A 6626-nucleotide genomic window follows, 5' to 3' on the forward strand; every position below is an offset into this window, starting at 1 on the left:
CATCTTTATAAGCTTCTGTCGCATTAAATTCAATATTAAGTGCCATATAACTATTCCTTGTTTTCAACAATTTCTATCTCATCGTTTGTGAGATTGTAGAGTTTATAGACTAAAGAGTCAAGTTTAGATTCTAACTTGCTTGTGTCAAGGGTAGAATCTGCTTTGTCATTTTGAGCCTTTGAAAAAGGCGAAAAATCTTTTTTAGATTCTGTATTTTTAGATACTTCGGCTAACGCCTCAGTATGACAAGCTTTAATTTCTAGGATTTTATCTACACATTTTATAATCTCATCGCATAGGGGCTTATTAGATTCTGTGATTTGTGGGATAGGGAGATTTTCTAGCTCATAAAGATTTACATTGTTGTTTGTGCTTGTTTTTCTAAATAGCCAATTTAAAAGCTTGGAGTTAAGAAGCCCTATCAAATACTTTGCGGTTTCTTTACATTCTACAAAAAGCATTTTTGTAGAATCCAAAAACACAAATTTATTTGTGTTTTTGGATTCTAGCAAGGTGCAATGTATGCGATTTTTGCTAGTGGCAGTATGGATTCCTTGTGTAGCAATTATATGCGATTTTGTATTATGGTTACACATTTTTAAAGTTTCGCTAGATTCTATGCAGTGCATAAGATTGTTATCAATAAAGTAGCGATGTATATTTTCGCCTTTTATGAGATAAATTCCTGTTTGTTTTTCACTTTTAATACGCTTTAAATGGATTGTATTTATATTGCCTTGTAAGCTAGAATCTATCATATCTTTTAGCAGGATTTTATCTGTTTTAACTTTGGCAATAATGGGCATTTCACCTTTTTTAATAAGTGGGATTTCATAAAGTGGGAAAAACTCTAAAATTTGCTTTTGGCTGATTGATTCAAAGTCAATTTTATCCATTTTGGATTCTGTGTTATCGATAGCGATTTTAAAGTGGCTGTTTGGTTTTGGCTTTGCTTTGAGAAATTCTACAATACAAACACCTTGCGACACATTAGTAAAAATTTTCTCATTGTCTTTAAATTCCACAAAGTATTGCATTTGTGTTTCTTTGAGTAGTAGCTCTCTTGTAAATTGTGCGGATAAATCGCACATAATGGAGCTTTGTGTGATAAATGCAACAAGCGAGTTTGTATGTCCTAAATTGTATCCTAGCTCTACAAAAACCTTATATAAGTTTTGTTTGCCTTTATCCTTGCCTTCGCTGTAAGGGAATCTTGTTTTGTCATAAAGCCCCTTTGGCACTTGCATATAAGGTGGATTGCCTATGACTAAATCAAAGCCTAGAAAGTCGCCATTAGAATCTAGCACTTCAGGGAATGCAAACCGCCATTCAAATGCGTTAGTGTCATTTATGAGATTCTCATATTCTCGCATAGATTCTATAAGTGTTATAAGCTCTTTTTCTACAAAACCTTGCGGCTCTTTGGGTATGTCTAGGCTCTTGTGGAAGTTAAAGTTTATCGTGTAGTCGTTGAGACTTTTTATAAGGGCAGAATCTAGGCTTTTGTTTTGCAAGGTGGCGTTATCAATGCCATTGTAGCCATAGCGTTGCAGGTAGCTAGATAGGGTATTTTTGAAGTTTTGGTAGGCTTTGCTTGTTTTGTGAAATATAGCGATGATAAAGCTCTGTGTGGTGTGGATTTTTTGCTTATGGAGTGATTTTAGCTCGGCGTTTGTCTCGTTTTTGTAGGCACTCACGGCGTCTTTGTAATCTTGTATAGTATGTGGGAGTTTATTTTGTATATCATTGATTGTAGATAGAATCTCATTTGCAGATTCTAGGGTGGCGTTATCATTGAGCCGATTTTTTAAATCTTTTTCTAAGCTTTCTTTTGTCATATCTAGGGCGATATTGCTTACAAGCGAATTCCCACATTTAATATTTATATCAATGTTTGGCAGGGTTTCTAAATCGCCTGTATTCTTGCCATTAGAATCAAAGATATAAAAGCTGTATTTAAGCAGCTCTATCCATAGTCTTAGCTTTGTGATTTCACAAGAGTTTGGGTTTATATCCACGCCAAAAAGGCAGGATTCTATCAAAATGCGTTTGTTGTGAAATAGGGCTTTTTGGATTATGTGAGATTCTAAATTTTCGTGGGCTGGGGTTTGATAAGTATGCAGGGTGTTATTAGAATCTTGTATTAAAATCTCATCATTTTCTAGGCGTAATCTTATGTCTTTTAATCGCTTGTAGTCTCGCTCTCCATTATCATCAATGTGAATTTCACACAGAATCTTAAGGCGGAATTTTAGCTCTATCATAGCATTTAGCATAGATACAAGGAAGTGTCCGCTACCAACGGCTGGATCGCAAACCTTTATAGAATCAAAAATGGCATTTGCCTCTTTATAGCCATCTTTTGAATCTGTGAGTTTGTCTAGCTTTTGTGCTAAAGATTCTAAGCTATTGCATTCCCACGATTTTCTTTCATTAAACTTATCTATAACGACTTTTTCTAGCGACTCTTTACACATATAGCTAGTGATAAAGCTAGGCGTGTAGAAACTGCCCTCTTTGTAGCCATTTAGCTTTTCAAAGACTAGTCCTAACACGGCGGCATTTATCAGCTTGTCGTGGTTTGTTTTGGTGTGGTTTATAATGTCCTTTGGCGTGGTGGTGAAGTCATAGGCGTGTAAGAATTTAAAGAGATATTCTAAAAGGGGCAGGGACTGCGTGTCTTTATACTCTTTGTCTTTTTTAAGGATTGAGTGCTTGAAAATGGCGAGATGATTAGAATCTAGTTTGCTTATTTCTTTATTTTGCTTTTCTAACTCTGTTTTGTCAAAAAGGCTTGAGTTAAGATAAGGGATAGAATCTTTTAGCTTTAAGTCGGTTTTTCGCTTCTCTTTTTTAAGGGCTAGTATGTCAAAAAAGAGTGTGTTTAAGTCTGTGAAGTTTTGCAATGTGTCAATGTCTAAAAAGGGCTTTTTAATATGCTTGAAACTTAAAAGCATAGATTCTAAAAGTCGCAGGAATAATATGCGGTTATTCCAAGTGGTAAGCAAGGAAAAGATTGTCTCAAAGTCTTTGTCTCTATCAAGTCCTAGTTTGTTGCAGATAGAATCTAAAAGCGTGTTTTGCTCTGTGGTGGGGAGGATTAGAATCTTGCCTTTTTGGTCTATCTCTTTTAGCCCTAGAATGTAGAGCAATTCATCATAGAAGCTTTGATTGAGTGTGTTGGCATCAATATAGGATTTTCGTTTGAGTAGGACTTGTGGGCTTAGGGCTTGATAAAGCAGGGGCAGGGGTGTAGTCTGTATATTAAAATGGGTAAATTTTAGTGTGGAGTTAAGTGAGGGCAAATAGTCTTTAAGTGTGGCGTAAAACTTGCTTGTGCTTGTGTCTGTGCCTTGATTCTTATCGCAGTTATCAAAGGCTTTTAGGATTGTTTTATCTTTAGCAAATGTGAGATACTCTCTAGCGTCTATGAGATAAAAATCTCGCGTATTTGTTAGGATAATGTGCTTTATGTCGTTGTTGTTATGGGTTTTATACTCGCGTAAAAAGTAGAGAATGGATTCATAAAAGGCTTTGGATTCTAGATTGTGTAGTGTGTTTAATGTGCCACCTTTGATAAATTCGTTTGTATTGCTTAGACTTTTGACTTCAAAAAGCACTTTAGCTTTGTTGTCTTCATAAATGCTTAAATCAATGCGATTTTTGGTGTTGCACTCATAGGCAAAGCTTTTGGCTAGAAACTCTATCAAAGCGATTTTTTGATGCTCTTCACTCTCATTTTCATTTGTGAGTAAAAGCTTATCCCTATGTTTGCTAAAAGATTCTAGCTCACTCTCACTTGGGCTATGGGCGTTTGATAGAAAGTCTTCTAAGGGGATAAGCGTGTAAGTCATTGTAACTTCTCTTTTGTGGGGTTTGTAAAGTGGATTATAGCAAAGATAAAAGGTTTTTGCCTATATATTATTGATATAATCCATACTTGCATTTTCTAGGTCAAATATAAGAGTTTTTAGATATTCTGCTTTTTTGGAGTTTTAGCTGTGGGAACATTTTTTAGAATCTTATATGCGGGGTGGCTTGGCTTTTGTGTATTGGTATTTATTGTATCCTTATCAATGGCGTATCAACCTAGCTTTTTTGAAAGTATTTTTATGGCATCTCTTTTAGCTATTACACCTTATTGTTATTTTCTATGTATTTTTAAGATTCCAATTGATTTTGAAGTGTGGTGCATTCATCACAATCAAAATATCAATGATTTTATATTGTTTTTTAAAAAATATTGGTTGTATTATATTTTTCCTTTGTTATTTCTTGTTAGCGTATTGTTGCTTAAAATGGATTTATCGCTTCTTTTATTCTTGTTGCCATTTATTTGGCTCTATATCATTTTGTTTAAGAAAATGATATGTTTCATTGTGGATAAAATAAGGGGGTAATGCTTGCAAAAATGAAAAGTTATAATGAAAGACAAATTTCAATGGGGTAAATTTATCCTAGATTGTTTTGTTTGTTTTTGGTTAATGGTTATATCTGCTATTATATTCTCATATCCATTTTATAGATTATACGCTAAATTGCAATTTTGTGAAATAGCTTTTATGCCACACCACAACAAGCTAGATTTAGCACATACCGACTAAATGGGTTGTATGACAAGAATTAAAAGAAAGTTGAAATTATAGTGAGATGAGAATCTAAAATTTTGTCATATTGAGTGCGTGAGTGCAAAATATCTTTTTAGATTCTATACATTCTAATTTGTTTTAGAATCAAAACTTGGTAATTTCTCTAAACATGAAAGCTCATTTTGCACACTTAAATCAAAATTTTCTCTTTCTTTTATGAGATAGGATTCTCCATTATATATTGCGATTTCAGCGGGTCGCATACGAGAGTTATAATTACTTGACATGCTATATCCATACGCCCCAGCACTCTCAATAAGTAGTAAATCCCCGCTTTCACAATGTGGCAATTTAATATCTTTTCCTACATAATCCCCGCTTTCACAAATCGCCCCAACAACATCGCATATCTGCGTGGAATCTGTCTCTTTCTGCGTAATATGGCTAATATGATGATAGGCATGATACAAGCTAGGACGAAGTAGGTCATTCATCGCACAATCCACAATGACAAACCTCTTATTTGCGGTTTGCTTCTCACCTATAACGCGTGTAAGCAATGCTCCACTATTCCCCATGATAAAGCGTCCGGGCTCACAAATAGCAGTAAAATCTAGCGCATCAATCTTTCGTATAATCTCATGGATATACTCTTGTATCACAAAGCTTTCTTCATTGTTGTAAGATATGCCAAAGCCACCGCCAATATCAAAGAATTTTAATGGAATCTGCAAGGCTTTAAGGCTCTTTGCAAGGTCTAGAATCTTTTGCGTGGATTCTAAAAGCGGGGCTTTATCTAGAATCTGTGAGCCAATATGATAATGTATGCCAATAGGATTTAAAAACTCGCTTTTATGGGCGTATATATACAACTCTTTTGCACTCTCTATGTCTAAACCAAACTTGTTTTCATGCAAACCTGTTGAGATATAGGGGTGTGTTTTTGCATCGACATCGGGATTTACACGGATAGAGATTCGCGTTTGATATTGCATAGATTCTGGCGTAGTTAAAGGCAGGGAATCTGCTTGGCTAGTCTCTGTCGTATGTGATGATTTTTTTGCAATACAATCACCATAGAGTTTCTTTGTAATGGCTTCAATGCGATAAAGCTCCATTTTAGATTCTACATTTATGAATAATATCCCAAGCTTTATTGCTTCTTCTATCTCATAATCTTCTTTTCCCACGCCACTAAAGATAATCTTATATGGCGGGATACCAGCTAAAATAGCGCGTTTTACTTCATTTAAACTTACACAATCAGCCCCACTACCAAGCTTTGCAAGAGTATTTAGAATGCTTAAATTAGAGTTTGCTTTGAGGGCATAACACACAAGCGATTTAAAACCACCAAAGGAATCTTTTATTTTGAGATATTGTTGTTGCAAAGATTCTATATCATAAATGTAGAGTGGTGTGCCATACTCTCTTGCAAGTTTCTCATAATCACATCTAGCTTTAAAATGTTTCATTCCATTATCCTTTTAATTTTAATGACACAAAAAATAAGCAATTCTAGCAAATAAAAAATAATTAACTTTGGAATTCAGTAAAAAAATATGTTAGAATACAAACTTTAATTCTATAACAAAGGGTTACTTGCCAAAGGGATTTATATGGAAACAAATGTGATTGTTATTGTTGGAAGTTTTGTTGTTGTTGTTGTGTTATTTATCTTTGCACTTTTTAAGTTTGTGCTATCGAATAAGCCAAAAGAAAGAGAGTTTGACATTGATTTAACAGGTGGATTTAGTGTTGAAAGTGTTATGATGGTGTTAGATTCTAGCTCTAGCTCACTAGACGATTTACAAGAAGTGCTAGATAAGCTTTTTAGCGAATATGATAAATTGGAACTAAGCAAACTACAAATTAAAAACATTCTCATTGCCCTATCTCTCCACAAAAACGCACAAAAAGATATTATTATCGAGACTCAAAAAAGATTTGAAGAAAAACACCCAGAACTTGCTATGGAGTTTGAACGATCTGTAAAAAAGGGGCTTGATGCAAGGGGGAGAAGATAGGGGGTTATAG

At 34.6% G+C, this 6626-nt stretch carries 3 protein-coding genes; 1 reads left to right on the plus strand and 2 read right to left on the minus strand.

Going from position 1 to position 6626, the window contains the following annotated elements; translation table 11 throughout:
* Positions 1–50 precede the first annotated feature (50 nt).
* Positions 51–3854, minus strand: a complete 3804-nt coding sequence (locus T368_RS0110450; protein WP_004085880.1) for a type IIG restriction enzyme/methyltransferase — start codon at positions 3852–3854, stop codon at positions 51–53.
* 863 nt (positions 3855–4717) lie between these two features.
* Positions 4718–6064 carry a diaminopimelate decarboxylase gene (gene lysA / locus T368_RS0110465; RefSeq protein WP_004085875.1) on the minus strand — a complete coding sequence of 449 codons (1347 nt, stop codon included), beginning with the start codon at positions 6062–6064 and terminating at the stop codon, positions 4718–4720.
* 144 nt (positions 6065–6208) lie between these two features.
* Between lysA and T368_RS16905 the strand changes: the two genes are divergently transcribed.
* Positions 6209–6616, plus strand: coding sequence for a hypothetical protein (locus T368_RS16905; RefSeq protein ID WP_004083975.1), 408 nt, complete (start codon positions 6209–6211; stop codon positions 6614–6616).
* The last annotated feature ends 10 nt before the right edge of the window (positions 6617–6626 follow it).

The organism is Helicobacter bilis ATCC 51630 (assembly GCF_000686565.1).
GTDB lineage: Bacteria > Campylobacterota > Campylobacteria > Campylobacterales > Helicobacteraceae > Helicobacter_A > Helicobacter_A bilis.